The 26,946-nt window shown below is 69.2% G+C and carries 22 protein-coding genes; 11 read left to right on the top strand and 11 right to left on the bottom strand.

Annotated features, from left to right (window positions below):
* Positions 1-9 precede the first annotated feature (9 nt).
* On the bottom strand, positions 10-930 hold the full coding sequence (locus tag FHR90_RS00490; protein ID WP_246329933.1) for a hypothetical protein: 921 nt from the start codon (positions 928-930) through the stop codon (positions 10-12).
* Between the two features lie 302 nt (positions 931-1,232).
* On the opposite strand from FHR90_RS00490, the gene FHR90_RS00495 reads away from it, so the two are divergent.
* Together FHR90_RS00495 and FHR90_RS00500 are read left to right on the top strand one after the other, a co-directional pair.
* Complete coding sequence (locus FHR90_RS00495; RefSeq protein WP_176624541.1) at positions 1,233-1,967, top strand: hypothetical protein; 735 nt, start codon at positions 1,233-1,235, stop codon at positions 1,965-1,967.
* Positions 1,968-2,125: 158 nt separating this feature from the next.
* A complete protein-coding gene (locus FHR90_RS00500; RefSeq protein ID WP_183274578.1) occupies positions 2,126-4,609 on the top strand; it encodes an EAL domain-containing protein in 2,484 nt (827 codons plus the stop codon).
* 98 nt (positions 4,610-4,707) lie between these two features.
* Here FHR90_RS00500 and FHR90_RS00505 read toward each other — a convergent pair whose 3' ends face one another.
* Positions 4,708-5,703, bottom strand: a complete 996-nt coding sequence (locus FHR90_RS00505) for a malate dehydrogenase (RefSeq protein ID WP_266152670.1) — start codon at positions 5,701-5,703, stop codon at positions 4,708-4,710.
* 181 nt (positions 5,704-5,884) lie between these two features.
* Here FHR90_RS00505 and FHR90_RS00510 point away from each other — a divergent pair, with 181 nt between their 5' ends.
* The 3 genes from FHR90_RS00510 to ihfB all read left to right on the top strand — a co-directional run bounded on the left by FHR90_RS00510 (position 5,885) and on the right by ihfB (position 8,180).
* The gene (locus FHR90_RS00510; protein WP_221188182.1) at positions 5,885-6,673 is read left to right on the top strand and encodes an enoyl-CoA hydratase-related protein; all 789 of its coding nucleotides are present in this window, start codon (positions 5,885-5,887) and stop codon (positions 6,671-6,673) included.
* 148 nt (positions 6,674-6,821) lie between these two features.
* Positions 6,822-7,787: a signal peptide peptidase SppA gene (gene sppA, locus FHR90_RS00515; RefSeq protein ID WP_183274579.1), complete on the top strand. Its 966-nt coding sequence runs from the start codon at positions 6,822-6,824 to the stop codon at positions 7,785-7,787.
* Between the two features lie 48 nt (positions 7,788-7,835).
* Positions 7,836-8,180 (top strand): integration host factor subunit beta, encoded by a 345-nt coding sequence (ihfB, locus tag FHR90_RS00520; protein ID WP_183274580.1) that lies wholly within the window; start codon positions 7,836-7,838, stop codon positions 8,178-8,180.
* Positions 8,181-8,200: 20 nt separating this feature from the next.
* Here the strand turns inward: ihfB and FHR90_RS00525 are convergent, their stop codons facing one another.
* Positions 8,201-8,494 carry a hypothetical protein gene (locus tag FHR90_RS00525; protein ID WP_183274581.1) on the bottom strand — a complete coding sequence of 98 codons (294 nt, stop codon included), beginning with the start codon at positions 8,492-8,494 and terminating at the stop codon, positions 8,201-8,203.
* 271 nt (positions 8,495-8,765) lie between these two features.
* On the opposite strand from FHR90_RS00525, the gene FHR90_RS00530 reads away from it, so the two are divergent.
* Both FHR90_RS00530 and FHR90_RS00535 read left to right on the top strand, forming a co-directional pair.
* Positions 8,766-9,035 carry a hypothetical protein gene (locus FHR90_RS00530; RefSeq protein ID WP_221188183.1) on the top strand — a complete coding sequence of 90 codons (270 nt, stop codon included), beginning with the start codon at positions 8,766-8,768 and terminating at the stop codon, positions 9,033-9,035.
* Positions 9,036-9,173: 138 nt separating this feature from the next.
* A complete protein-coding gene (locus tag FHR90_RS00535; protein ID WP_338082142.1) occupies positions 9,174-10,607 on the top strand; it encodes a mannose-1-phosphate guanylyltransferase/mannose-6-phosphate isomerase in 1,434 nt (477 codons plus the stop codon).
* Positions 10,608-11,189: 582 nt separating this feature from the next.
* Here FHR90_RS00535 and FHR90_RS00540 read toward each other — a convergent pair.
* The 6 genes from FHR90_RS00540 to FHR90_RS00565 all read right to left on the bottom strand — a co-directional run bounded on the left by FHR90_RS00540 (position 11,190) and on the right by FHR90_RS00565 (position 19,184).
* Positions 11,190-12,842 (bottom strand): sensor histidine kinase, encoded by a 1,653-nt coding sequence (locus FHR90_RS00540; RefSeq protein WP_183274582.1) that lies wholly within the window; start codon positions 12,840-12,842, stop codon positions 11,190-11,192.
* Positions 12,843-12,976: 134 nt separating this feature from the next.
* Positions 12,977-14,029: a DNA polymerase III subunit delta gene (gene holA / locus FHR90_RS00545; protein ID WP_176623823.1), complete on the bottom strand. Its 1,053-nt coding sequence runs from the start codon at positions 14,027-14,029 to the stop codon at positions 12,977-12,979.
* A 16-nt stretch (positions 14,030-14,045) separates the two neighbouring features.
* Positions 14,046-14,750, bottom strand: coding sequence for an LPS assembly lipoprotein LptE (locus FHR90_RS00550; RefSeq protein ID WP_176623821.1), 705 nt, complete (start codon positions 14,748-14,750; stop codon positions 14,046-14,048).
* A complete protein-coding gene (gene leuS / locus FHR90_RS00555) occupies positions 14,747-17,356 on the bottom strand; it encodes a leucine--tRNA ligase (protein ID WP_176623826.1) in 2,610 nt (869 codons plus the stop codon). The genes FHR90_RS00550 and leuS overlap by 4 nt, the downstream gene beginning before the upstream one ends.
* A 41-nt stretch (positions 17,357-17,397) precedes the next feature.
* Entirely contained in the window at positions 17,398-17,910 is a 513-nt protein-coding gene (locus FHR90_RS00560; RefSeq protein WP_176623819.1) for a DUF3576 domain-containing protein, read from the bottom strand.
* Between the two features lie 47 nt (positions 17,911-17,957).
* Positions 17,958-19,184, bottom strand: a complete 1,227-nt coding sequence (locus FHR90_RS00565) for an MFS transporter (RefSeq protein ID WP_456305508.1) — start codon at positions 19,182-19,184, stop codon at positions 17,958-17,960.
* A gap of 277 nt (positions 19,185-19,461) precedes the next feature.
* On the opposite strand from FHR90_RS00565, the gene FHR90_RS00570 reads away from it, so the two are divergent.
* Positions 19,462-19,812, top strand: a complete 351-nt coding sequence (locus FHR90_RS00570; RefSeq protein ID WP_176626756.1) for an HU family DNA-binding protein — start codon at positions 19,462-19,464, stop codon at positions 19,810-19,812.
* A gap of 83 nt (positions 19,813-19,895) precedes the next feature.
* Here FHR90_RS00570 and FHR90_RS00575 read toward each other — a convergent pair whose 3' ends face one another.
* Complete coding sequence (locus FHR90_RS00575; protein WP_246329934.1) at positions 19,896-21,251, bottom strand: lytic transglycosylase domain-containing protein; 1,356 nt, start codon at positions 21,249-21,251, stop codon at positions 19,896-19,898.
* 325 nt (positions 21,252-21,576) lie between these two features.
* Here FHR90_RS00575 and FHR90_RS00580 point away from each other — a divergent pair, with 325 nt between their 5' ends.
* Complete coding sequence (locus tag FHR90_RS00580) at positions 21,577-22,473, top strand: ABC transporter permease (protein WP_176623803.1); 897 nt, start codon at positions 21,577-21,579, stop codon at positions 22,471-22,473.
* Between the two features lie 5 nt (positions 22,474-22,478).
* Complete coding sequence (locus tag FHR90_RS00585) at positions 22,479-23,321, top strand: ABC transporter ATP-binding protein (protein WP_176623805.1); 843 nt, start codon at positions 22,479-22,481, stop codon at positions 23,319-23,321.
* 318 nt (positions 23,322-23,639) lie between these two features.
* On the opposite strand, the gene FHR90_RS00590 is transcribed toward FHR90_RS00585, so the two are convergent.
* On the bottom strand, positions 23,640-23,978 hold the full coding sequence (locus FHR90_RS00590; protein ID WP_183274583.1) for a hypothetical protein: 339 nt from the start codon (positions 23,976-23,978) through the stop codon (positions 23,640-23,642).
* A gap of 178 nt (positions 23,979-24,156) precedes the next feature.
* Between FHR90_RS00590 and FHR90_RS00595 the strand changes: the two genes are divergently transcribed.
* The gene (locus tag FHR90_RS00595; RefSeq protein ID WP_176623809.1) at positions 24,157-26,862 is read left to right on the top strand and encodes a ligand-binding sensor domain-containing diguanylate cyclase; all 2,706 of its coding nucleotides are present in this window, start codon (positions 24,157-24,159) and stop codon (positions 26,860-26,862) included.
* Positions 26,863-26,946 lie beyond the last annotated feature (84 nt).

A 26,946-nucleotide genomic window follows, 5' to 3' on the forward strand; every position in this document is an offset into this window, starting at 1 on the left:
GCCCCCGGCTCAGGCGGCTTGCCGATGAAGGTCCGGGACGGGCGGCGCCTCGCCGCCGGTGCCGTGGGTGGCGAGTTGTGCGGTGCGCACGCCGGGTCGGGCGGTGTCCCAGGCGCGCAGGCCACGCAGCGCGAGATCGGCCATCGACGGCAGCAGCCGCGGCTGCATCAGGTCGGGGTCGAACTGCGCCATGCGGCGGGCATTCTCCCGGTAGCAGTCGGTGACGAAGCCGCGGAAGCTGAACCCGTCGAGGAACAGGTTGGCCTGGGTGACGGCGAAGTCGCGCCCGTCATTGGGCTCCTGCCCGCGCCGTACCATGCCCAGCAGCCGCCCGGCGGCGCGCCCATAGAAGCGCGCCGACTTCGCCGCCCGGCGCACCGCGCCGAGGCCCCGCTGCTTCTCGCGCCAGGCCATGTAATTGATGAAGAACACGATGTGACGGGTCTCCTCGTGCATCAGCACGTCGAAGATCTCGAACATCTTCTCAGGCAGGAACTTGCTTTCGCGCGCCGTCTTGAAGGCGCCGAAACCGAGGAACGCGTCGAGGCACTCGCCGAAGCCGAAATCGATGAACGCCGTTTCCAGATCGGGCGGAAATGCCTCCAGCGGCTGCTCGGTGGCATCCAGCCCGTAACGGTCGATCATCACCCGGATCAGCTTGGCATGGCGGGTTTCCTCCAGCCCCTGCAGCGCCACCGCCTCGCGTACGATCGGGTCGGTGATGGTGGGGGTGAAGGCCTCGACGATCGCACCCGCGCGGCGCTCGGTGTGGAACACCTCCTGCCAGAACGGCACGCCGCGCAGCCGGGCGAGTTCCTCGTCGGTCAGCTCGGGCCAGGGCAGGGTGTCAGGATCGTAGAGTTCGTGGCTGTCGATGAACTGACGGCAGAACAGCGCCTTGTGGGCGTCCGAGCCGGCTGTGATGGTCATCATCCACTCCCCTGGTCCAGTCCTGCGGATCTTGTAGCGCAGGAGGCCTGAGGCGCGAAGCCGGCAGCGGCGGCGCGCGAAAACCCACCTGCGATCTCTCCTCGGCATTGTATTATGCAAGTATTCATAGGTGGTTCTAAGTTGTTCCAACTTTCGCAATAAATGTGCGGTTGAAACTAAGTATACTGTAAGAAATAATTTTCTTGGTGTTTGCTAGCTTCCGCTGGGATGGTGTCGACCCAGGTCATCCTGAAGCATCGATTTCGGATGATACTGACGTCAACACAACAGGTGAGGTCGCGATGTATGCTCTTCTCTTTGCTGAACCTGTCGTCGACCGCGACGCGTTGCGCGTCCATGCGCGCGAGGAGGTGTTCGGCTCGCCGCTGATCCGCGCCTGTGCGGCGGGCGATGTCACGGCGGTGCGCGCCCTGCTGGCCGGCTTCTGGCCGTTCGTGAAGGCCTTCGAGCGTGCCATCGACCTTCGCGTCGGCCGCCTGCCCACCCGTCCGCTGATCGAGCGCTTCGGCCAGAGTCGGGTGCGGGCCTTCTTCGGCGAGGCCCGCGAGGCGGTGCGCGAGATGAAGGAGGAGGAAGGCTCGCACATGGCGCTGTGGCGCAAGAGTGCCGACGAGCTCGGTCTCGATCTCGACGCCGTGCCGGTCCTGCCGGGCGTCGAGGCGCTGCTGGCCAGCGCCGAGTCCGACGATCCGACCGAGTTCTTCTGCTGGCTGGCCGGCACCGAATACATCACCGAGGAGCTGTCGGCCTATCTGTGCCACGCGCCGGCCTTCGTGCGGCTGTTCGCCAAGCCGCGCTGGCCCTGGGGGGTGGCGCATCTGATGGACGAGCACGATGGACCGTCGCATCTCGAGATCGACGAGGATCTGGCCCGCGCCTATCACCCGTCGAACGACAACGCGATCGTCGGCGCCACCCTGTTCGCGCACATCCGCCGCTGCCAGGAGCTGTTCGGCCTGGCCGCGCGCAATGTCGGCGAGGTGCTCAGCCCCGGCTTGGTGCCGCTCGCGGCCTGAGCACGATCCGCCCACGGAACTGTTCCCGAAACCATGACCGCCGATCGTGGATTTCGTGGACAGTCCTCGCCGCGAAGTGGTAACCCCGGCAGATGCTGAATCTCCGGCCTGGACGACGATCTGGACGGACGTCCGGGGACCAGGCCGGGTCTGGCCGGGTGCGGTCCGACGATGGCGTCGGCGGTCCGGGATCCCTGAGCAAGCGGCACGCCACGCTGGTCGCCGGTGAGGCGACGCGCAACGCGCTCGCGCTGATGCCCTACTGTTTCATTACCAGCGCCCTCGTCGGCCCGATCATCTGCCTGGCCGGACCCGATTCCACGCATCGCCTCTATGGCCTGCTGCTCGCGCTGTGCAACGCCGCCGTCTGCATCCTTGGGCTGTGCTACGGGCTGTGGCGGTCGCGTCGCCGGGCGAATGCCCGTGGCGCCTCCCTGGCCGACCTGCGGCGCGACCGCGCCGCCGTGGTCGCGTTCTCTGCCGCCTGCGGACTGGTGTGGTTCTGGATCCCGGTGCTGCTGTTTCCAGGCGCGGGCGCCAACGGGCGGCTGATGATTGCCTGCACCTGTGCCGGCATGATCTGCACGTCGCTCGCCCTGGTCGCCGTGCCGCTCGCGCAGCGCGCCCTGGCGCTGCCGCTGATCGCCGGCTTCTTCCTTGCCCTCGTCCTGACCGGCGAGCGTCAGCTTGTCGCGCTGGGCACGCTGCTGGTCATCTACGGGTTGTTCGTGGTCGGCGCTGCCAAGCAGCTCGAGCGGCTGTTCCTGCGCTATCGCCGGCTCCGTTACGAGTTCCTCGACCAGACCAGCACCGTGCAGCTCCTGCTGGGCCATCCCGAGACCGGTCATGGCAGCCTGCTGTGGGAGACCGGTGCCGATGGCTGCCTGCTGAACGTGAACGAGAGGCTTGCCACGGCCCTCGGCGTCCGGCGCTCGCAGCTCGAGGGTCTGCCCCTCCCCACCCTGCTGATGGCCAGCGCGGAGGACGATGCCCACGCGCGCCTCACCGCCTGCCTCGCCGACCGCGTCGCCTTCCGCAACCTCGCCGGTCCGGTCGGCATCGCCGCCTCGCCCGATCGCTCCGTCAGCGGCATTACCGCCGGCAGCTTCCCCCCGACGCCCGGTCCGGAAGTGCCGCGCACCTGGTCGTTCACCGGCCGGCCGGTGTTCGAGGGGGGCGGCGAGTTCGCCGGCTTCCGCGGCGTCGCGACCGACATCACCCAGACCCGCGAGGCTGCGCGGCGCGCCTCGCACCGCACCAGACACGATTCGCTGACCGGGCTGCTCAACCGCTACGGCTTCAGCGACCGGCTGCGCCTCGCCCTGCACGCGCTCGGTCGCAACGGCACCCCGTTCGCCCTGCTCATCGTCGATCTCGACGATTTCAGCGCCGTCAACGAGGCCTATGGCTACGGTACGGGCGACCGCATCCTCAAGACGATGGCGGCGCGGCTGCGCTCGGCCTGCGACGCGACGGCAATCCTCGCGCGCCATGGCGGCGACCAGTTCATGATCCTCGTCGAGGCGGCCGATGTCGACATCGTCGATGATCTCTCCCGCCGCCTGCTGGCTTCGCTGGCCGAGCCGGTCCTCGTCGGCGACGAGCGCGTCGTCTGCTCGGCCAGCATCGGCGTCTGCCTCGCACCGCTGGCCGGCGACACGATCGACTCCCTGCTCGAGGCGGCCGATCTCGCCCTTGCGCGTGCCCGGCGCGATGGCGGGCAGTCGGTGTGCTTCTACGAGCCGCGGCTGCGGCTGCTGGTCGAGGAACAGCGCAGCCTGCTGGCCGACCTGCGCCGTGCGGTGGCCCGGCACGCGTTCGGCGTCGAGTACCAGCCGATCGTCGACACCCAGACACTCGCCCTGCGCGGCTTCGAGGCGCTGCTGCGCTGGCACCGGCCCGGATACGGACCGGTGCCGCCCGACCGCTTCATCCGCGTCGCCGAGGAGGCCGGGCTGATCTGCGAGCTTGGTGCCTGGGTGCTCGAACAGGCCTGTCGGGAAGCGGTGTCGTGGCCGTCGCGGGTCAGGGTCGCGGTCAATGTCTCGGTCAGCCAGCTCGAATCCCCGGGTTTCGCCAGGCAGGTCGCCTCCATCCTGTCGAAGGTCGGTCTCGAGCCGTCACGCCTCGAGCTGGAGATCACCGAGAGCATCTTCATGGACGCCAACGCCTCCAGCTTCGGCGTGCTGGAGAGCCTGCGCGAGCTGGGCGTGGGCATCGCGCTCGACGATTTCGGTTGCGGCTTCTCCTCGCTCGGCTTTCTGCGTGGCTTCAGCTTCTCGAAGCTCAAGATGGACACCACGTTCGTGCGCGAGATGGGGATCGACCGGCGGGCGCATGCGGTGGTCAGCGCGATCGTCAATCTCGCCGCCGAACTCGGCGTCGCGGTGACCGCCGAGGGGGTGGAGACGCCGCAGCAACTGTCGATCCTGCGCCAGATGGGCTGCACCCAGGCGCAGGGCTTCCTGTTCAGCCGGCCGATGCAGCCGGCGGCGATCCCGCCGCTGCTCGACCAGATCGGTGGCGAGATGGCGCTGTCGCCTGCCCCGGATGCGGTGTTGGGCGAGCCGCCCGAGACGCAGCCCGGGGCGCGGTTCAGCTTCGGCGCCGGTCGCGGCGACGGCACCGACCCGGCCGGCTGAGTTCCCTCCCGGCAGCAGAACGGCCCCCGATCGTCGATCGGGGGCCGTGCCTTGGCGTCATCGGTGCGCCGCGCCCGGCGGTGCCTGGCGAGCAGGGCTCAGCCGAGCAGGGCCTTCACCGCGTCGCGCTCGCCGCGCAGCTCGTCGGCCGTGGCATCCATCAGCCGGCGCGAGAAATCGTCGACGGGCAGGTTCGGCACGATGGTGTAGGTGCCGCCCGAGCAGGTGACCGGAAAGCCGTAGATCAGCCCGGCATCGATGCCGTACGAGCCGTCCGACGGAATGCCCATCGACACCCAGTCGCCGTCCGCGGTGCCGAGCGCCCAGTTGCGCATGTGGTCGATCGCGGCCGAGGCGGCGGAGGCGGCCGAGGATGCGCCGCGCGCCTTGATGATCGCGGCACCACGCTGCTGCACGGTCGGGATGAAGGTGGTCTCGTACCAGTCGCGGCCGATCTTCTGGGCCGCCGGCGTGCCGTCGATGGTCGCCTGGGAGATGTCGGGATACTGGGTGGCCGAATGGTTGCCCCAGATGGTGACCTTCTTCACCCCGGTCGAATGCGTGTCCGTCTGCTCGGCCAGCAGGCTGAGCGCGCGGTTGTGGTCGAGCCGCATCATCGCGGTGAAGCAGCGCGGATCGAGATCCGGCGCATTGGCCTGGGCGATCAGCGCGTTGGTATTGGCCGGATTGCCGACCACCAGCACCTTCACGTCGCGCTTGGCGTGCTTGTTCAGCGCCCGGCCCTGCGGACCGAAGATCGCGCCGTTGGCCTCCAGCAGGTCCTTGCGCTCCATGCCCGGCCCACGCGGCCGCGCACCGACCAGCAGCGCGAAATCGACGTCGCTGAACGCCACGTTCGGATCGTCGGTGGTCACCACGCCGGCGAGCAGCGGGAAGGCGCAGTCGTTGAGCTCCATCACCACGCCCTGGGCGGCCGGCAGGGCCGGGGTGATCTCCAGCAGATGCAGGATCACCGGCTGGTCGGGACCAAGCATGTCGCCGGCGGCGATGCGGAACAGCAGGGCGTAGCCGATCTGGCCGGCCGCCCCGGTGACGGCGACGCGGACGGGAGGCTTGAGCGTGGAAGCTGACACGATGACGATCCTCGTTGTTGACGGCCCGGACAAGGCGTTTGCGGTGCGCACTCTCCGCCCGCGCGCGAGGATCGTCAACCAAGTGAACCATCGCCCTGGCCGTCCGGCGCATCCCCTCGCCTGACGCATACGTCAATGCTAGGGTCGGGAGCGAAGAAGAATGGCGCAGCGGAGGCGTGGGATGATGTCCGGGACGAACGTGAAGCCGGCGACGGCGACCGACGAGGTGGTGGTCGCCCGCGAGGGCGCGGTGATGGTGCTCACCCTGAACCGCCCGGCGGCGAAGAACGCGCTCACCGCGCCGATGTACGAGCGCCTGACCGGGGCGCTGGCCGAGGCCTCGGCCGATGCCGCCATCCGCGCGGTGCTGATCGAGGGCAGCGGCGGGGCGTTTTCCGCCGGCAACGACATCAACGATTTCGTCCGGCGCGCCAGCGCCGGCGGCCAGGGCCCGGTCGAGGTGCTGGACTTCCTGCGCGCGCTGGTGACATTCGAAAAGCCGGTGATCGCCGCCGTCGGCGGCGTCGCGGTCGGCATCGGCACCACGCTGTTGCTGCACTGCGACCTCGCCTATGCGGTCCCCGAGGCGGTGTTCTCCACCCCGTTCGTGCGCCTCGGCCTGGTGCCGGAGGCCGCCTCGTCGCTGCTGCTCGCGCAGCGCATCGGCCCGGCCCGCGCCAGTGCGATGCTGCTCGGCGCGGAGAGCCTGTCGGCGCAGGCGGCGGAGGCGGCCGGTCTGGTCAACGAGGTGGTCCCGGCCGAGGCCCTCGCCGCCCATGCCCGGGCCAAGGCGGCCGCGATCGCCGCCTTTCCGTCCCAGGCGGTGGCGGCCTCGCGCCGGCTGATGCGCGGCGACCTCGCGCCGGTTCTCGCCCGGATCGACGAGGAGGCGGCGATCTTTGCCCGGGCCATGGCCTCGCCCGAGGCGCGCGAGGCCTTCGCCGCCTTCCTCGGCCGCAAACGGGGCTGAGGCAGGCGGTCCGGCCGGGTGCGCACGATTGCCGCTTCCGAAACGAGGCCGAACTGCGTAGCGTGGCGCCTCTCCCCATCCGCGAGGCGGTGCTGCGATGACAGGGCCTGAGCCGTCGACCGATCCTGCCCGGCCCCCGGAGGGTGCGATGCTGATCGCCCGGCAGCGCCGGCGCCTGCTGGTCTGGCGCATCGCGGCGATCGCCGCCTTCGTGCTCGCCCTCGTCGCCGTGCTGCCGCGCCCCGGCCGCGTCGGCGCCATGCACACCCAGGCACCGCATCTGGTGCGGCTGAAGCTCACCGGCCTGATCACAGACAATACCGACCGCATCGCCGCCATTGACGCCGCGGCGAAGGATGCCTCGGTCAAGGCCATGCTGCTGACCATCGACAGCCCCGGCGGCACCGTCGGCGGCGGCATGGCGCTGCACGACGCGCTGGCCCGCTTCGCCGCGGCCAAGCCGCTGGTCGCGGTGATGGGCGATGTCGCCGCCTCCGCCGCCTATATGGATGCAGCTCCCAGCGCGCGCATCTTCGCTTCCCCCGGCACGCTGACCGGCTCGATCGGCGTGCTGATGCAGTCGCCGGATTTCTCCGGCCTGCTCGGCAAGCTCGGCATCAATGTCGACATGCTGGTCTCCGGCCCGCTCAAGGGCCAGCCCAGCGGCGTGCAGCCGCTCAGCCCCGCCGGCCGCGCGATGCTCCAGGGCATCGTCGACGACTACGACACCCAGTTCGTCGAGATGGTCGCCGCCGGCCGCCATCTGCCGGTCGACCGCGTGCGCGCGCTGGCCGACGGGCGTCCCTACACCGGCCGCCAGGCGCTGGCCGCCGGGCTGATCGACCAGATCGGCGACGAGCACGCCGCCCGCGACTGGCTCGCCGCCCAACGCCACGTGCCCGCCACGCTCGACATCATCGCGCTGCCGAAGTCGCACCGCGCTGCCTCGCGCCGCACGCTGCTGCTGCGCCTGCTGCGCGAGGACGATGACGGCAATGACGCCGATTCCGCCTCGCTGGGCGCGATGCTGTGGCGCACGGCACTGCCGCCGGCGCTGCGCGAGGCGATCGACGCGCGCCTGCTCAGCGGTCCGGTGGCCCTGTGGCAACCCTGAGAGCCCGCCTATGAGCGGCGCCTGCTTCCCCGACCGACAGGAGAGACGATGACCCGTTCGGAGCTGATCGCCGAGCTCGTCGCTGCCAACCCGCATCTCCAGGGCCGTGACGTCGAGCTGATCGTCTCGACCGTGTTCGACGAGATCTCCGGCGCGCTCGCGCGCGGCGAGCGGGTCGAGTTGCGGGGCTTCGGCGCCTTCACCGTCAAGAAGCGCGACGCCCGCACGGGGCGCAATCCGCGCACCGGCGAGTCGGTCAGTGTCGAGGAGAAGGTGGTGCCGTTCTTCAAGGCCGGCAAGGAACTGCGCGAGCGCATCAATCTCGGCGGCCAGTCCCGCGCGCGCCGCCCCGCGCGCCCGTCCGCGGCGCGGCTGACCCTGCTGCCGGACTGAGCTTTCCCGGTCTCGGGTTCTCAGGCTTTCAGCCGGCGCCCGCCGCAGGCGACCGGTTCACGGGAACGGATGAAATACACCGCGTGCCTGGCCGGTGCGAACAGACCCGAGGCCAGGACATCGCGATGCCGGCGCACCGGCTGCGCGTCTGCCGACAGCAGACAGGCCGATATCGGGCGGCCTATCGGCATCGCGCCCGCGGTCCATGCCGCCGGCCGATCGAGGCCGGACAGTCCCGCGATGCAGGCGCCCAGCAGCAGGCCGCCGGCGATCCTCGACAGCAGCGCCCGCCGAACCCGTGTCCGAAACCGCATCCGATGCCTCCGCGCCCGCGCTTCCGGCATCAGCGCCGGCTGACCGAGACCTAGCCCAGCGCATCGAACAAAACAAGAACATTAGCGCTTTCCCAATTTTCCGGGCGCAGGGCCACGGGCTGCAGCAGACGCTCGGGATCGGTCGGACCCGGCTTGTGGGAGGCGATTGGCCACTGTGCGGCGGCCGGCTGCCGATATACAAGCGAGACGCACCCACCCTGCGCCGGGTGCATGTCTGACCGATCTGCCTCCGAGAGGGGATATGCCTGCGATGTTCGGCCGCCGTCCCACGTCATCCGCCCCCCGTCCCGCCGACCGTCCCGGGGTGCCGGCGACGCCCGTCCGCAGCCAGACCCCCGGACAGCTCGCCTACGAGGCGCGCCGTGCCGCCCGTGCGGGGATGAGTGTCGAGAAATGGCGCGAGGCCCGCATCCGCGCGCAGGCCGAGGCGCAGGCGGCGATCGAGGCCGCGCGTCCGCGTCCGCAACGCCCGCCCTCGCTGTTCCGTCGCCTGCTCGACCGCGCGCACAAGCCGCTCTGATCCGTCCCGCCGCGTCGGCGGCGCCCATTCGAAAGGTCCGTGAACGTGCTTGTGCATTCCGCCCCGCCCGCTGTGGGCACCCATGCGACCGCCACCCCGGTCGAGCCGCCGGCCGCCGACGCGCGCACCGCCGAGCCGGTGGTGCAGGCGGGTGCCGCCCCGATCGTGCCGGTGATCCTGTCGGGCGGCTCGGGCTCGCGGTTGTGGCCGGTCTCGCGCGCCTCGTTCCCCAAGCAGCTCTGGCCGCTGATTTCCGCGCACACCATGCTCCAGGAAACCGCGCTGCGGGCGATCGGCGCCGAGTTCGCGCCCCCCGTGGTGGTCTGCAACGAGGAGCACCGTTTCCTGATCGCCGAGCAGCTGCGCGAGGCCGGGATCGACGCGCCGCGCATCGTGCTGGAGCCGGTCGGCCGCAACTCCGCCCCGGCCCTCGCCGCCGCGGCGCTGATCGTCGCCGAGACCAGCCCGGATGCGGTGCTGTGGATGATGGCCGCCGATTCCGCCATCGCCGACACTGCTGCCCTGCGCACCGCGCTCGATCAGGCCGTCGCCGCCGCGCGGGCCGGCCGGGTGGTGACCTTCGGCATGAAGCCGACCCGGCCGGAGACCGGCTATGGCTATATCGAGCAGGGCGACGGGCTGCCCGACCTGACCGGCGTGCATGATCTGACCGCCTTCGTCGAGAAGCCGGATGCCGCCCGCGCCGCGATCCTCGCCTCCGATGGCCGCCATCTGTGGAATTCCGGCATGTATGTGCTGACCGCGCGCACCGCGCTCGCCGAGTTCGAGGCGCATGCGCCGGCGGTGCTCGATGCGGTGCGGGCCTCGGTCGCCGGACGCGCGCAGGATCTCGACTTCATCCGCCTCGAGCCGAAGAGCTTCGCCACCGCCCCGGACATCAGCATCGACTACGCCATTGCCGAGCGCACCCATCACGCCGCCGTGGTGCCGGCCGATCTCGGCTGGTCGGATGTCGGAAGCTGGGATGCGCTGTGGGACATCTCCGACAAGGATGCCCAGGGCAATGTCGCGGTGGGTGACGTGGTGCTGGCCAGCGCGGAGAACTGCTACGTGCGCTCCGACGGCATCGTCACCGCGGTGAGCGGCCTGTCGGATGCGATCGTGGTGGTCACCGGCGATGCGGTTCTGGTCACCCATCGCGACCATGCGCAGGACGTCAAGAAGGTGGTGGAGCAGCTGCGCGCCAGCGGCCGCCAGGAGGCGGTGTCGCATCGGCGCTCCTACCGTCCGTGGGGGTTCTACGAGAGCCTGATCGAGGGTGACCGCTTCGAGGTCAAGCGCGTGCACATCATGCCGGGCGAACGGCTGTCGTTCCACAAGCACTTCCACCGCGCCGAGCACTGGGTGGTGGTCGCCGGTACCGCCGAGGTGACCCGCGAGACCGAACGCCTGCTGCTGCGCGAGAACGAAGGCCTGTACATGCCGCTCGGTGTCGCGCATCGCGTCGCCAATCCCGGCCGCATCCCACTGACCCTGATCGAGGTTCGCACCGGCTCCTATTTCGGCGAGGACGACATCGTCCGTCTCGAGGACGATTACGGCCGCATCTGAGCCCGGTGCCGGCCGCGTTCAGAAGCTCAGCACCCGGTGCCTGAACGAGAACCCACCACTGGTGTCGGCGCCGCCGTTGCGGTTTGGTGCCGAGCACCCGGCCAGCAACATGATTGCGGCAAGCATCAGCCAGGCTTTCGGCGACGCTGAGCGGGAGAGAGATCGGTTCATCGGCGTTGCATAACCGTAACGCCGATATGGACCAAGTCTCGGGACAGGAAATGTCCGCGGCGGGATTCGAACCCACGGCCCCAGGATTCAATCCACTTCGGCTTTCGCCGCCGCAGGGCCGGCTGGCCCTGCGTTCGTGGTCTGGACTGTCCCTTCGCCATAGCCACGAATGGCCTTAGGCGCCGCCCTACCAGTCTCTACACCTTCCGCGCCCTTTCGGGATCGCGGCTTGGCTCGGGATCGGCACGAGGACCTCGCGGCCCCCAGAGCGTTCCCCGAATTTAAGCGGATCCACCGCGTGGTTTCCCCTCGCGGCGCCCAATTCACGTCAACCAGGAATCCTGTGCTCTATCCTGCTGAGCTACGCGGACACACCGGCCGTTCCATACAGCCCGCCACCACGCCTGTCCATCACGAGGCGTCGGTCATCGCAGCCACGGGGGCGGTGAAGCTCGCGGTCAGGCCCTCCGGCGCATAGTCTAGCTTGCCGCCGCCGATGCCGACCAGCCCGGCCCGGATCAGGCGCGAGCCGAAGCCGTTGTACTGCGGCGCACGCGCCGGCGGGCCGCCGCGCTCGCGCCAGCCAAGCACGAACACCGGATCGCCATCGTCGGGGCGCTCGATGTGCCAGACCACCGAAACCTGCCCGGTCGGCACCGACAACGCCCCGTATTTGCAGGCGTTGGTGCCGAGCTCGTGCAGCAGCAGCGAGGTCGACAGCGTCGCGCGCGGCGACAGCATCATCTCCGGCCCGGCGATCTCGAAGCGCCCGTCCATCCCGTGCAGCGCCAGCGATGCTTCCACCAGCGGCCGGATTGGTGCGGACGACCAGCTCTCCTGAAGCAGCACCTCGTGCGCCTTGCCAAGTGCCTGCAATCGCCGCATCAGCCGATCCAGGGCGCCGCGATCGTCGAGCCCGCGCAGGGTCTGCGCCGCCAGCGCCTGCACCACCGACAGGGTATTCTTCATCCGGTGCTCGAGCTCGCGCGCCAGCAGTTCGCGCTTGGCCAGCGCGGCCCGCTTGGCCAGCGAGACCGACAGCCGGTCGGCGACCGACTGCACGAACAGTATCTCCGCCCGCGACCAGTCGCGCGGGCCATCGCACTGCACAAACAGCACGCCTTCCAGCGGCTCCTGCTCGCGCAGGCCGATCGCGATCTGCGCACCGCCCGCCTCCGGCGCGGCATTGCGCCGCACGCTGATGCGTCCCGGCCGCAGGCCGCCCGCGCCCCGCAGCGCACAGAGCTTATGCCGCCCGACCAGGCTTTGCAGGCCCGGCCGTACCCAGTCGGCGATGATGTCGAGATGGTCGGCGCCGACAGGGCGCAGCCCGACCCCGGCGCGCGCCGTCCCGAGCGTCTCGACCAGCAGTCGGCTGGCGGCGGTGATGGAGGCCTCGCGCGACCCGCTCGCGTGCAGCGCATCGCCGATCGCGATCAGCGCCTCCTGACGCCGTTCCGAGCTGCGTCGTTCGTCGATCTCCGCCTCGCTGGCCCGCAGGCGTTCACGCAGCACCAGAGAGTCGCGGCGCGCACCCAGCACGGCACGGCTGCGGCGCAGCAGCACGCGCCGCATCTCCAGCAGCCCCATCACCTGCCGCGCCAGCCGGACCAGATCCTCCGCCTGGTCGGCGGAGAGCCCGCTGGGCCGAGGCTGGCGGTCGATGACGCAGATCGTTCCCAGCACCTGCCCGGCCGGGGTGATCAGCGGCGCGCCGGCATAGAAGCGGACCGCCGGTTCCTCGACCACCAGCGGATTGGTGCAGGTGCGCGGGTCCGCGGCGAGATCCTCGATCACCAGCAACTCGCCGCGCGCCACCGCATGCACGCAGACCGAGTGGCCCAGATCGGTCTCGGGCAGGGCGAAATTGTGCCGCTGCCGCGCCTTGAACCATTGCCGGTCACGGTCGACGAAGCTGATCAGCCCGATCGGCGCGGCGCAGAGATGGCAGGCGAGGGTCACGAGGTCGTCGAATTCCGCCTCGGGCACGGTATCGAGGATGTCGTACTCGTCGAGGGCCGCCAGCCGATCCGGATCGCGCGCCACCTCGGGCGCAGGGGTCATGCCGAAAGGCATCGCTCGAACATGGCTGGTCCTGTCAGTGCCGCAGGTGAGATGCGCGTCGGTGTACGCAGGGGTAACGCGGCAGTCCCGCAGATGTGACAGTCGCGGGTCAAAAAATCCCCGCCGGGTGCTGCTCAGCGCCGCCCGGCGGATGGCCGTCCCGAAAGGCGCATCGACTCGCGTGCCAGGCGAGCGAAGTGCTCGCGCACCAGCGCGGTGTCGGGCATGGCGCTGCGCTTGCAGTCACGTTCCACCGCCGAGCTGCGCGCCGCCGCGGCGTCCAGCGCTGCCGCCGGCCACAGCGATACCGCCTTCGTCACTCCCGGCGCCCGTCGGAAGAACACCGGCGGGCGCAGGCCCTTCACCGCATCGGCGGCAGACAGACCGTCCTGCGCCATCGCCGCGCGCGCTGCACGCAGCCTGTGCAGATGCGCCAGCAGCACGCGCAGCAGGGCAACCGGGCTCGCCCCCTCGGCCAGGGCGCGCTCGACGGCGCGATCGGCCAAAGCGAGGTCACCTTCCATCGCTGCATGGGCGGCATCGTCGAGCGAGAGATCGGCAGCATCCCCGCTCAGCGCCTCCAGCGCGGCGAGTCCGAGCCGTTCGCGCTGCGGTCCGGCATAGAGAACCAGCTTGGCGATTTCCTGGCGCATCGCTGCCCGGTCGCTGCCGAGCCGGTCGGCGAGAAAGGCCAGTGCGTCGCGGTCGATCTCCACCCCGGCCTCGGCCAGAGCGGTGGCGATCGAGGCCTCGAGCGCGCGGCCCTCCTCGTGGTAGCAGGCCAGCACCGCGGCCGCCGGATTGGCCTCCAGCGCGCTGCGCAGCTTCGCCCGCGACGGCAGCTCCGGTGCCTCGATGACGATCAGCGTGTCGCTGCCGCTCGCGAGGCTGCGAGTGACGGCGCCGAGCAGGGCGTCATTGCCGTCGCGCACCCAGACCGCGCGTCGGCCGCCGATCAGCGAGCCGGCGGTGGCTTCCTCTTCCAGCCGCTCGTGGCCGGAACGCTCGAGCACGGCGAGGCGGAAAGGATCGTGCCGGTCGGGGCCGAGCATCCCGGCGACCGCCGCCTCGGCGCGCTCGCGGATCAGTCCGGGATCGTCGCCATGCAGCAGCAGCACGCGGGCAGGATGTCGGGCGGAGGCCAGCTCGGCGAGAAACCGCGCCGCCTGCCGCGGCTCCACCTTCATCCGAGGCCGGCCGCGCTCAATGCGCCCCGATCGGCGCCTGCAGGCCCAGCGCGCCGGCAGGCATGCCATCCGGCCCGACCGGCTGGGTCGAGGTCTGCCCGTCATCGCCCGGGACCGGCCGGTAGTTCAGGAAGCCCGGCTGGGTGCTCGGTTTCGGCAGCTGCACGGGGCTGACCGCCGGCTGCGGCTTGCCGTCGGGGTGGTCGCGGAACCAGATCGCGAGCTGCTGCACCACGCGGTCGGCGAGCTGTCCGGCGATGCGCGCATTGGTGCTCTCGCCGGCGAGCTGCGAGTTGAAATACTGCTCGTCGATGATGTTGAACCCGTCCATCGTCCGCGCCCGTCCGGTCGCCACCAGCACCGGCGTCGCCGAGACGGTGACCAGCGACCAGCGTGCATCGGCCGACACCCGTACCCGCGCGGGCGAGTTGTCGCCATGGATGCCAAGGAATTCGGAATTGTACATCGGTGCGACCGACAGCCGGTAGGTCTGGCTCTGGCTGTCGCCGTCACCGCCGAGCCGTGCCTGCAGCGCCTGACGCAGCAACTGTCCCGATCTTTCCATGATCGGGTTGACGTAGACACGCGAGAGCTTCTGGTTGACCGACGTCTCGACCGCTCCGCCCGGTCCGTCCTGTGGCCCGTACAGCGGATGAAAGCCGCAGCCCGCCAGAGCCAGCGCCGTGACGAGGAGCGATGCGGCGCCCGGGCGATGTCTCATCCCGCCACCACCAGGTTGACGATCCGGTTGGGTACGTAGATGCGCTTGACCACCCGGCGCCCCTCGATCAGCCGCGCGACATTCGGCTCCGCCTCGGCGAGGGCGAGCACGTCCGCCTCGGACGCGTCGGGCGCGACCTCGATGGTGCCGCGCAGCTTGCCCATCACCTGCACCGCCAGCTTCACCGAGCGTGCCGCCAGCCAGCCCGGATCGGCCTCGGGCCAGGCCCGGCTTGCCGCCAGCGCCCCGCCGGGCTCCAGCCGTGACAGCATCTCCTCGGCCAGATGCGGCATCATCGGTGCAATCAGCAGGCACAGCGTGCGGGCCGCCTCGCGACGTGCCCAGACCAGATCGGGGGTCGGCTCGGCCCGCTCGGCCTCGGCCAGCGCATTGGCGAATTCGTACAGCCGCGCGACGCCGACATTGAAGGTGAAGGTCTCTAGCGCCTCCGTCAGCGCCGCGATGGTGCGATGGGTGGCGCGCATCAGCGTGTCCGCGGCCTCGCCGTAGCTTTCTGGCACCTCTGCGGCCTGGGTGTCCCCGGCTTTCGCTTCTTCGGCGATCCGCCCGACCAGCCGCCACAGCCGCTGTCCGAACCGCGCTGCTCCCGTCACCCCGGCTTCGGTCCATTCCAGGTCGCGCTCCGGCGGGCTGTCCGACAGCACGAACAGTCGCGCGGTGTCCGCCCCGAAGCGCTCGATGATCGGCGCCGGCGCGATCGTGTTGCGCTTGGATTTCGACATCTTCTCGACCCGGCCGATCTCGACCGGCGCGCCGCTGTCGCGGCGGGTCGCCCCGCCGGCGGTGCGGACGATCTCGTCCGGCGCGACCCAGCCGGAGGCGTCGCGATAGGTCTCGTGATGGATCATGCCTTGCGTGAACAGCCCGGCGAACGGCTCGTCCACCGACACGTGCCCGGTGCGGTGCATCGCGCGGGTGAAGAAGCGCGCATACAGCAGGTGCAGGATCGCATGCTCGATGCCGCCGACATACTGGTCCACCGGCAACCAGGCGCGGGCGGCGTCCGGGTCGGTCGGGGTCGGCGCGTGCGGGCTGGCGAAGCGGGCAAAATACCACGAGCTGTCGACAAAGGTGTCGAACGTGTCGGTCTCGCGGACCGCCGCCGCCCCGCAGGCCGGGCAGGCGACATGCTTCCAGCTCGGATGATGGTCGAGCGGATTGCCCGGCAGGTCGAAGCGCACGTCGGCCGGCAGCTCGACCGGCAGCTGCTCGTGCGGCACCGGTACCGGCCCGCAGGCCGCGCAGTGGATGATCGGGATCGGGCAGCCCCAGTAGCGCTGGCGCGACACGCCCCAGTCGCGCAGCCGCCAGTTCACCACGCCCTCGCCGGCACCAATCGATTCGAGCCGCTCGATCGCCGCGCGGCGTCCGGTGGCGAAATCCATCCCGTCGAGAAAGCCGGAGCGGATCAGCGTGCCGTCGCCGTCATAAGCGGTGTCGCCGACGCCGAAGCTGCTGGCATCCTCACCCGGCGGCAGCACCACCACGGGCACGTCGAGCCCGTATTTCCGCGCGAAGTCGAGATCGCGCTGGTCGCCGCACGGACAGCCGAAGATCGCCCCGGTGCCGTACTCCATCAGCACGAAATTGGCGATCCAGACCGGGTAGGTTGCACCCTCGATGAACGGATGCGCCACACGCAGGCCGGTATCGTAGCCACGCTTCTCGGCCTGCTCGATCGCGGCTTCCGAGGTGCCGAGGGCGGCGCATTCGGCGATGAATGCGGCCGCCTTCGCATCGGACGCCGCCACCCTCGCGGCGATGGGGTGCTCCGGTGCGATGGCCAGGAAGCTCATTCCGAACAGCGTATCCGGCCGGGTGGTGAACACCTCGATGCGCGCGTCCGACCCGTCGGCCAGCGCGAACTGCACCTTCGCGCCTTCCGAGCGGCCGATCCAGCGTGCCTGCATGGTCCGCACGCGCTCGGGCCAGCGGGTCAGCGTGTCGATCCCCGACAGCAATGACTCCGCCGCGTCGGTGATGCGCAGGAACCACTGGCTGAGCTTCTTCTTCTCCACCGGCGCGCCCGAACGCCAGCCGCGCCCGTCGATCACCTGCTCGTTGGCGAGCACGGTGTGGTCCACCGGGTCCCAGTTCACATAGGCCTCGCGCCGCTCGGCCAGTCCGGCCGCGAGCATGTCGAGGAACAACGCCTGCTGGAGCCCGTAATAGCGCGGCTCGCAGGTGGCGAATTCGCGGTCCCAGTTCAGCGAGAAGCCCAGCCGCTGCAACGTGGCGCGCATGGTGGCGATGTTGGCGAAGGTCCATTCGGCCGGATGGACGCCACGCTCGCGGGCGGCGTTCTCCGCCGGCAGGCCGAATGCGTCCCAGCCCATCGGATGCAGCACGCTGAACCCGCGCGCGCGCTTGTAGCGCGCCACCACGTCGCCGAGCGTGTAATTGCGTACATGCCCCATATGGAGCTGTCCCGACGGGTAGGGGAACATCTCCAGGACGTAGTAGGTGGGTGTGCCCGGCGCGGGTACGTCCGGCACGTCGAACAGGTGCGCTTCCGCCCAGGCGCGCTGCCAGCGCGGTTCGGCCTCGGCGAACGCATAGCCGGTGGTCTCGGTGTTCTCCGACATCGGGGCGTGGTCGGCCATCTCCCGCAGCGCCCTGTCGCCGATCAGCGCGAGGTGCCGGTCGCCGCCGAGCGCAGCGCGCGGGCGCGGGCCAGCACCTTTCCGGCCAGATCGGTGGCGATGTTGGGCTGCACCGGCGCATCTACCCAGGCGCCGCCCTGCTGCACCTGGCGGAACACCGACAGGTTGAGCGCATCGGCACGCATCTCCGGACCCAGGATCGCCGCCGTCACCTTGAAGCGCTCGCCAGCGGTGGTCGGCGGCTGGTACCAGTCGGTGATGATCACGCCGCCGAACGGATCGGCGGAAGCGAACGGCATGAAGCTCAGCGTGTCGAGCGCCCCGCGCCACAGATAGGCGTTGATGCCCGCGCTCACCGTCTTGGTGTCGGTGGAGGTGTCCGACCCGATCAGGTGCGAGCGCGTATCCGCCGTCGATCCACCCACCACGGGTTGCGTCGAGGCGCGGTCGTCATGACAGGCCGACAGCAGCGGGGCGGCCAGCAGGACGAGACCGGCGAAACGCGGCAGGGTGCGGGTCTGGAAGATACGGGTCATGATTGCGGCGTTTCTTTCGCAGGCAAACGGGGTCGGCGCCATGCTCCTTAGCCGTTGTCAACCGCTTCGCCAAGCACGCCGCCGCCTTGTGCGGCCCTCGCCATCCGCCAGGCCAGTATCGCGAGGCCCAGCGCAAGTGCCGCGACGCCCGCCCCCAGCAGCGGCAGCAGCCGGTAGCCCAGCGTGTCCCCGTCGGAGACGCTGCCCAGCCAGCCTCCCAGCCAGCCTCTGGGTCCGAACGCCAGCAGCATCAGGCCGCCGAACCATGCGCCGAGTGCGTTGCCGAGGTTGAAGGCGCCCTGGTTGAGGGTGGACGCCATGTTCGGCGCCTCGAACGCCGTTTCCACCACCCTGTACTGAAGGGGCGGTACCAGGGCGAACACCACGATCCCCCAGACGAACAGCGTCGCCACCGAGCCCAGCCGGCTGGTGACGGTGAAGCTGAACGCCACCAGCACCGCGATCGCCACCACCAGCGTGCCGATCACCGATGGCAGCAGGCGCCAGTCGGCGAGCCTGCCGCCCAGCAGGTTGCCCAGGGTGATGCCGACCCCGAACGCCAGCAGGGCGAACGTCACCTCATGCGGGCCGAGCCCCGCGAGACGCTCCAGCATGGGTGTGACATAGGTGAATACGCTGAACAGGCTCACCGAGGTCAGCGTCGAGATCGCCATCGTCAGCGCCACCTGCGGCCGCCGCAGCACGCGGAACTCGCCCAGCAGGCGCGCGGCCGGCATCGGCGCGCCGCGCGGCAGCCACAGCGCGATCGCACCCGCCGCCAGCACCCCGATCGCCACCACGGCGAGGAAGGTCGACCGCCAGCCCCAGGCGTGCCCCATCGCGGTGCCGAGCGGTACGCCGAACACGTTCGCCAGAGTGAGGCCGGCGAAGACCAGGGCGAGCGCCTGCGCGCGCCGCCGGCGCTCGACGAGGTCGGCGGCGACCACCGCGGCGATGCCGAAGAACGCCCCGTGGCAGAACGAAGTCAGCACCCGCGCCGCCATCAGCGTGCCGTAGCCGGGGGCGAGCGCGCAGGCGAGGTTGCCGAGGATGAACAGCCCCATCAGACTGACCAGCGCGGTCTTGCGCCGCAGCCGTGCGGTGGCGATCGCCACCAGCGGCGCGCCCACCGTCACCCCCAGCGCATAGCCCGACACCAGCAGCCCGGCCGACGGGATCGACACATCCAGATCGCGCGACAGTTCCGGCAGCAGGCCCATGATGACGAATTCGGTGGTGCCGATGCCGAACGAGGCGATGGTCAGCGCCAGCAGGGCGGGGCTGAGCAGCCGCGCTGACGCGGACGGTGCGACGGCGGTGGCATCGGTGGAGGCGGTCTGCGGGGGAAGCAATGCGGTGCGATCCTTCGATCGGGCGGCGTCGCCGGCGGGTGGCGCGCGGCGTCATTGATAGGCTCCTTGCGGCCTCACGACCAAGCGATCGCGCGTTTTTCAGCATTTCATGGGTGGTTCGACCCGCGAGCGGCCTTGTCGGCGGCTCGCGTCCATGGTCCTTTCTGGGCTGGAAGAAACGACAAGCGGAACATCTGACATGCCCACCAAACCCGCCCCCAAGGCGAAGGCCGCGCCGGCGAGCGCCAAGCCTGCCGCCAAGCCCGCCGCGGCGCCGATCGTCACGCTGAAGAACCTTGCCGCGGAAGTGGCCGAATCGCAGGATCTGACCAAGGCCCAGGCCGAGAAGATCGTCACCGGCCTGGTCGGTGGCATCACCACGCATCTGAAGTCGGGTGCGCGTCTGCGTCTGGCCGGCCTCGGCGTGCTCGAGGTCAAGGATCGTCCGGCACGCAAGGGTCGCAACCCGGCCACCGGCGCCGAGATCGAGATCGCGGCGAGCAAGAAGATCGCCTTCCGTCCGGCCAAGGAGCTCAAGGACGCGATCTGATCGCGTCCCGCAGGGGAACTGCTCGGCAAAAAGGCGGGTCCCCCGGAGGGGCCCGCCTTTTTTCTGTGCCATGCGGCGGGAGGTCAGCTCGCGTTGGGCGAGACGATGATGCAGTCGCGCATCCGCGCGCAGGCGCGGGTTGCCGCATCGCGAGACAGTCCGGTCAGCCGCGCGCGATACAGCGCGACATGGCCGCGGTGCAGACTTTCGACCTCGGCATGGGCGCCCTGCAGCCCGGTCCGGCTGCGCGCCTCGCCGGCGGCGGCGTTCGCCTGCCGCTGCGAGCCGAACGCGCCCACCTGGATCGCCCATCCGCCGTGCCCGCCGGCCACCGGCAGCAGATGCTGGCGCGAGGGCGGCAGGTGCACACTGGCCAGACGCAGCTTCGGCTGCGCCGTGGCGGTCGCATCATCGCTGCCGTCGCTCTGATCGTCGTCCTCGGCACCCGTCGGCGCAGCCGCGGCGGTGCCGATGGGCGCAATGGTGTTCGACGCCATCAGCACCCCTTGCACCGGCGTCGCGCTCGCGGCCGGGACAGACGGCGCCGACGACGCGATGCCGGCCTGGCGTTGCGCCCACGCGGCAGCGACGGCGCTGCGGCCCGTGGCGGGAGCGACGCCCACCTGCTGCCAGCCGGCGCCATAGCGTGGCGCCGGCTCGGCGGCGATCGGTGCCTCCGCGACCTGCACCGGGACATTGGTATCGACCGCCCCACTTTGGCCGCCGCCATCGCGGTTGGCCCAGGCGAGCTGGACCGAGCGGGTCTGCGCGTTGGACTGCACCGGCATTGCGGCGGCGGCGAAGGTCGCCTCTCCGCCATGCGCCGCGGTCGCCATCAGGTCGGTCTGCGAGCGGTTGGCGGGATAGATCCCGGCGATCTTCGGCCCGATCATTGCGACATAGTGCCGGGTTTCCGCCGGCAGGGGCTTGTCGCGGGTCAGGAACGCGTCCAGCCGGCCCGGTCCGGCATTGTAGGCGGCGAGAAAGCCCGGCGTTCCATACAGGTCGTACATCTGCCGGACATAGGCGGTGCCGGCCATGATGTTGTCATGCGGATCATAGGCGTCGTCGCCGAGCCCGTACTGGGCGCGCATCTCGTCATAGGTGAAGGGCATCACCTGCATCAGCCCCATCGCGCCGGGCGCGGAGAGCGCATACTGGCCGAAGACGCCCGATTCCTGGTGGATCACCGCCCGGATCCAGGGCTCGGGCACGTCGAAGCGGCGAGCCGCCTCCTTGATATAGGGGCGCCACGGATCGCCCGGCGGTCCGGGCTCGGCATAATGGCCGCGGGCATGGGCGCGATAGAGCTGCGCCTCGTCGGTGGCCGGCATGGTCGGCTTCTGGCCGCTGTCGGCACAGGCCGCGAGACTGCCGAGCAGCCCCAGCCCGCACAGGGTCCGGAAGCGGAAGAAAGGGTGCCTGGCGCGCTGGATCATCGTCGAAGCCCGTCGCGGCACGCGCCGCCTGAAAATGGTTGTCCGCCGACCGAAAGCATCCTCGATCGCAAGCCGCTGACCGAGGCAGCCGACCCGCCGACGTTACATCCCGAGAATTCGAGGCGTCGGCCTGCCCGGAGGCGCCGCCTGTCGTCCATCAGGAGCCGGATGGGCCAAGACTGTTCAGCCACATGCTCAACTTATCTGTCTAAGTGCTTACAGTGAACAAATATTTAAAGCAATATCGAGGTCATTTCATGGCGACCCTGAAACGGCCGTCGCGCCGGGCGTTGCGGGCGACAGGGTGATCGGCTAGGCGAGGGCGATGGATCCGCTCCCCGCCACCCGGCCGACCATCAGTCTGGCCGCGTCAGAGGCCGCCCTGCACCCCGGCGCGAGCCGGCTGCATCTGCGCGGCGATCTCGGCTGGGTGCAGCGCTTCACACTTGCCGCGGCGGATGTGGTCGAGGGCGTCAGGCTGCTGCCGCTGGGCTGGACACTGGGCTGGCTCGACATCTCGCTGCGTTATCGTGGCTCGGCGCTCGGGCCGCTGTGGCTGACCATCTCCACCGCGATCATGGTCGCTGCTCTCGGCTATATCTATGGTACGCTGTTCCACATGGATCTGGCGAGCTACCTGCCGTTCCTGTCGGTCTCGCTGGTGCTGTGGAATGCCGGCATCGGCGCGGTGGTGTCGGACGCGTGTGCCACCTTTCTGCAATCGGAGCAGACCATCCGCTCGCTGCGCCTGCCGCATTTCGTGCAGGTGGTGCGCGTGCTGGTGCGCAACCTGCTGGTGATGGCGCACAGCATCGTCGTGCCGTTCGCCGTGTTCGCGATCTACCACGCCTGGCCGGGGTTTGCCGCGCTCTGGGCGCTGCCGGGGCTGGCGCTGTGGACGCTGGACGCGGCGGCGGTGTGCATGCTGCTGGGCGGCATCTGCGCGCGTTTCCGCGACGTGCCGCAGATCGTCGCCTCGGTGATGCAGGTGGCCTTCTACATCACGCCCGTGGTCTGGAAGCCCGAGCAGCTCGGCGCGCGCGGGTGGTGGCTGCCGCTCAACCCCTTCCACGACCTGCTGGACGTGGTGCGCGCGCCGCTGCTTGGGCATGCGCCGGGAACGCTGGTGTGGCAGGCGGCCCTCGCCTACAGCGCGGCGCTGTGTGCGGTGGCCTGGATCATGTTCGCCCGCACCCGCCCAAGGCTGGCATTCTGGGTCTGAGCGCGATGGCGATACGTCCGGCACGGGTGGAGGTGCGTGACCTCTCGCTCGATTTCCCGCTCTATCACGGCAGTGCGCGCAGCCTGAAGAAATCGCTCGTCGGGGCCGCCTCCGACCGGTTCGGCGTCGGCGGCGGCCGCTCCGACGTGGTGCTGGTGCATGCGCTGCGCGAGATCGGCTTCTCGCTCGCGCCCGGCGAGAGGCTCGGGCTGATCGGCGGCAACGGCGCCGGAAAGTCCACCCTGCTGCGCGCGCTCGCCGGCATCTACGAGCCGCTGCGCGGCGAGGTGCTGGTCGAGGGCACCATCGCCGCCCTGGTCGATCCCGGGCAGGGGATGAACGGCGAGCTGACGGGGCGTGAGAACATCATGCTCGGGGGCCGCTATGCCGGTCTGTCGCGCGCCCGCACCCGCCAGCTGGTCGAGGACGTGGAGGAGTTCGCCCGGCTCGATGCGTTTCTCGACCTGCCGGTACGTTTCTACAGCGCCGGCATGACGGTCCGGCTCGGCTTCGGTCTTGCCACCGCGATCGCGCCGCAGGTGCTGCTGATGGACGAGTGGTTCATGGCCGGGGACACCGCCTTCCAGGCCCGTGCCCAGCACCGTCTCGAGAGCGTCGTCCGCCAGGCCGACATCCTGGTGCTGACGACGCACGCCATGCCGGTGCTGCGCGCATGGACGACACGGGTGATCTGGCTCGACCAGGGCCGCATCCGCGCCGACGGCGCGCCGGACGCGGTGATCGATGCCTATCTGGCCGAAGTGGGCGACGCGCTTGGCGTGACCATCGACGAGCATCAGGGCGTCGACCCCGCGCTCTCGCGGACCCTGCCGCCCCCGAAGGGCTGACTCGGGCGAGCGCGTGCCTCTGGCCGCAGGCACGCGTTCCTCTGGCTCCTCCCTGTCTGTTCCCGAGCGATCACGATCTCGACGCTGAGCTTTCGCCTAACGGTCACTTGAAAGGCGTCTCATTATAAATACTTATGTCACAGTACGGGCGCTCGTCTCAAGTTATGATGAGAGTTTCGTAAGGAGCAAAACAGATTTCGGATTGGACAATAGTACCACGAATTTTTCGACTTCGGCCAAAAAAACACTCGCTTTCCTGAACAACATCCTGCTAGATAATCAACAGGGGCAAGCAAAGGGCTTGCAAATATTTGGAGATCAATCATGCGTTACAGCAACTTTCGTCTGATTGCCGCCGTTGTGGGCGCTGTCGTGGTCGCTCACCCGCATCTCGCCATGGCCGGTTCTCTCGCTGATCTGATCACCGTCCTGAGCCGCAACGTCGGCGTTCCGCACTAATGCGTTGTCGGGGTGATCTTTCCAGATCAGGGAAGTCATCCCGACCCTTGATGTTCGTCCGTTTGAACGACCAAAGAGCATCGTGAGCAGCGCCGACTGGGGGTAATATCTCGCTATGAGGTCGAGGTGTCTCCTGGTCTTGGATCGTGCTCCACAGCAGGCGATGGCGATTCGCTGGTTGGCGATTGCTCTGGTCATCTTTTTGCTTTTCCTGTCCGGGCCAACCGCTTACGCCCAGACCCTGTCCGGACGCCTCTACAGCCATGCCCGCGGCCTGGTGGATGTCACTCCGCAGCAGATGCTGCAGACAGCGAGTGGCGCAATCTTTGTCAACACTGAAAGCCGGGCCTTTTTTTTTGACGGCCAGCGTTTTCTCGTGCTGGGCGAAAACCAGGGTATCAAGGGCTCGCCGACCTTCACCTATCTGGCCGCGAGTGCCGACCGGCGTTTCATCGTCGGGTCCCAGGTCGGCAGGCTTCTCGTTGCCAGAGATGACGGGCAACAGACCTATCAGCGACTGAAGTTTCTCGAGGTCCGTTCGAGCACTGACCAACTGGTCAGTTTCGGCATCATGACCCCCTATGGTGCCGGCATGGTCGTGGCGACTCAGTCACGATACGCCTATCTCGACCTCAGCGACCCGAAGCGTCCCCAGTTGACCGGGCTGCCCCCCGAACTGGCCGATGCCGATCACGTGCTTCATCAGGCCAGCAGCATCCTTGCCGACGGCCAGACATTGTGGGGTACTCTGCCCACCGGCGAGATTTGCTCGACCGGCGCCGGCGGCTCGCGCTGCTGGACGGCGCGCGACGGTCTGCCGAACGAGCGCTGGGGCGGACTGGCACGAACGCCATCCGGTCAGATCATCGCCCGTAGCCCCTATCATATGGTCTGGCTGGATCGATCAGACAATCACGTCCGTCGGATCGTGGATCTTCCCGATCCCGCGCAGGTCTACAGTGCACCCGGTGCCGCAAGCCAGGCAGTCATCGTGGCGCCGACCGGCGATTTGCTGACGCAGACCAGGCATGGCATCGCCATGTTGCGCGGAGATCGGTGGCTCAGGATCGACATCGCGCCGAGCGTCGGCAGCCTGAACATCTCGACGCTGTTCCGGGATCGATCGGGTTCGCTCTGGGTCGGTGTGTTTGCCGTCGGGCTGATGCAGTATTTCAATTACGATACGACCGAGAGCTGGACCACCGACAGCGGGCTGTCGAGCAATGTCGCCTGGGCCATCGCCCGTGACGGCGACCGGACGTTCATCGGCACCGATGGAGGTCTCAATCTCATGGTGGGCCGGTCCGAGCCACGTCCGTGGATGGAGTCGCAATCGACACAGGCGGTCGCGGTCGGTCGCAACGATACGCTCTGGGCCTGCATGAGCGATGGAACGCTGATGCGCGTGGACAGGCTGACCGGGCAATCACGTCGTTGGACTCTGCCGATGCTCACCAACGTCCATGTCGCGACGGACGGCTCTGTCTGGATCGCGACGGGCAAGGGCCTCTACCTGATTCATGACAATAGTACGTCTGTCACCGATCCCGTGCTCCGCAGCAGTCCCGATCTCACCATCACCGATCTGGCCGTCGATCCCGACGGCGAGCTCTGGCTCACCGGCAACGGCGCATTGTGGAACCTTGGACCCAATGGCAAGCTTGTCCAGACAGTCAGTGACTGGCACGAACAGGGGATCAGCCCGGAGATCGTGCGTCATTCTCCGGATGGGCCGATCTGGGTCGGATCGATGGACGGGCTGTTTCGCGTGGATCTCCGCGGCGATGGCCCGGTGGTTACACGTGTCCCCGACAGCCTGCTTCCGAACTCCACGATCATGGCGGTACTGCCGCATAGCAATGGCGATCTGTGGGTCGGCACCACTGCCGGCATCGCCATCGAGCGCAAGGGCATCTGGACCACAATCGACACCAATGACGGGCTGATCGGCAATGATGTCGCCGCGGACGGGATCGTTGAGGACGTCGACCACTCCGTCTGGGTCGCGACCAGCAGCGGCGTCACCCATATTCTTGATCCGGTCGCCATCCTGCGTCCGCACTTCCCGGTGGTGTCGCTGCTCAGCGAGACGGTGAACGGCGCACCGTACGATGGCGCTCTGCTGCCCAATGCTCCGGCGCGCCTGGACCTGATGCTTGGCGTGTTCGACAACCCTTATGGTGGACGCATCCAGTACCGCACCAGGATGGTGGGCGTCGATCCGGACTGGATCGTGCAGCCGACCGGCAGTGCCATCTACCCCTTCCTGCCCAGCGGGCATCATGACCTGCTCGTCGAGGCCTATGATCCGGTGCGTCATATCGCCTCGGAGCCGCTGCATGTCCTGGTCGCGATGGCAGAGCCCTGGTGGCGTCGCCCCTGGGCGATCGTCATCGCCGCGTTGCTGATCGCCGGTCTCGTGTGGCTCGCCCTGCGCTGGCGCACGGCCTATCTGGTCCGTCAGCGACACGCACTGGCCGAACAGGTCTCGTCGCGCACGCGCGAGCTCGAGCTGCGCACGCACGAGCTGGAGGAGGCGCGCCAGCGTCTCGAAGTGCTTGCCCAGCGCGATGCCCTCACCGGCCTGCTCAACCGCCGCGCGGTGCGCGACCTGTTCGACAAGCATGCAGGTCGAAAGGATGCCAGCCTCTCCGTCGCCCTGCTCGACGTCGATCACTTCAAGCGCATCAACGACACGCATGGCCATCTCGGCGGCGATTCGGTGCTGGTCGAGATCGCCCGGCGGTTCGAACGCGCCTTCGTCGGCGGCGAGGTCATCGGCCGCTTCGGCGGCGAGGAATATGTCGTGCTGCTGCCCGGGCCGCCCGGTCTCGCACCCGAGGCCCTCAGACGGGTCGTGCGTGAGGTCGTGGACCGTCCGGTCTTCTTCGGGGCCCGCGTGATCCGCTTCACCGTCAGCGGCGGCATCGCCGACGTGTTGCCGTCCGAGACCTGGGAGCAGGCGCTCTCACGCGCCGACCAGGCGCTCTACGAGGCCAAGCGGGCCGGGCGAGACCTCATTCTCGAGGCGCATCCCGCCCTCACTCCGTCGCCGGTCGCCGCAGCACCACTCGGTTTCTGAGCCCCATGGCTTCTCTGGCCCTCTGTCCCTGGCTGGTTCATGTTGGGTGCGGTCATCGGCTGATGACCGCACCCAACAGGAGGT

This window comes from Endobacter medicaginis, assembly GCF_014192375.1.
GTDB classification, from domain to species: Bacteria; Pseudomonadota; Alphaproteobacteria; order Acetobacterales; family Acetobacteraceae; genus Endobacter; species Endobacter medicaginis.